Origin of the sequence: Aeromonas molluscorum 848, assembly GCF_000388115.1 — a bacterium.
Lineage (GTDB): Bacteria > Pseudomonadota > Gammaproteobacteria > Enterobacterales > Aeromonadaceae > Aeromonas > Aeromonas molluscorum.
The window spans coordinates 1-1,033 of sequence record NZ_AQGQ01000304.1; the positions used below are offsets into that span (position 1 = coordinate 1).

Below are 1,033 nucleotides of genomic sequence, written 5' to 3' on the forward strand. Positions count from 1 at the left end.
GATCGCCTCCGCCAGCCTGGCCTTGCCCACCTCCTCCTCGCCACGGATCAATATGGCCCCCTGACTGGAGGCTGCCTGGTGGGCCGAGCGCAGTAGCTTGGCCATGGCGCTGGACGCCCCGGTCAGGGTGGCGAGATCCTGCCCCGTCTGCCGTAACTGGCCGAGGGCCCTGAGCCGGTCCAGCGGGTGCAACAGGGCGATGAAACTGACCCCGTCCGGCCCTGGCAACGGCTTGAGGCTGATCAGGAGATGGATGAAGTCTCCGCCCTGTTCCAAGGTGAGAGCCTGATGGCTGAGGGGCGTCTGTTGCTCAATGGCGAGACGCAGTCGCTGGGGCAATTGCAGATGTTGCTCCACGAGGGTGGCCCAGGCAAAGAGCGGGATCGAGTCGTAACCGCTGGGCCGCCAGCGCGTTGAGATAGCGCAGCTTGCCCTGGGGATCCCAGGCCAGCACGCCGTCATCCATGCCATCGAGCAAGGCGTAGAGCTCGCTCAGGTGGCGCTGGGACTCCTGCATCAGGGTCTCCATCTGCAGCAGGTTGGCGAGCTCGCGCCCGGCACTGACGGTGAGGGCCAGATCCCCGACGGTCGCGTCCTCCACCTTGCAGGCCAGCGCCACTATGGCGACCTGACGACCATGGCTGTTGTAGACGGGGCTGGCGCAGCAGTGCCAGGGATGGAGGGTCTGATTGAAGTGTTGCGGGCCGCTGACGCAGAGCGGTACCCCCTCCAGTGCCGCCAGATTGATGGCATTGCTGCCGATGCGTCCCTCGCTGAAGAAGGCACCGGGGCCAAAGCCGAGGAGGGCCAGCTCTGCTTGGGTCTCTGTGTGCCCGGTCTGGGCCAGCAGGCAACCGCTCTCATCGGTCAGCAACAGGGCGCAGGGGCGCCCTTCCATGAATTCGTAGAGATCTTCGAGGGCCATCTCCCCTGTGGTCAGCAGGTCTCGCTTGCGTTGCTGCAGGCTATGCAGGGTCTGCCCCTTGGCGCTATGGGGCGGATGCCAGAGGCGGGTACTGGTCTGATGGGCACA

1 pseudogene is annotated in these 1,033 nt (G+C 65.6%); it reads right to left on the bottom strand.

The annotated features are described in order from the left end of the window. Positions 1–1,033: pseudogene (locus G113_RS20150) on the bottom strand (PAS domain-containing protein); the annotation flags it as partial.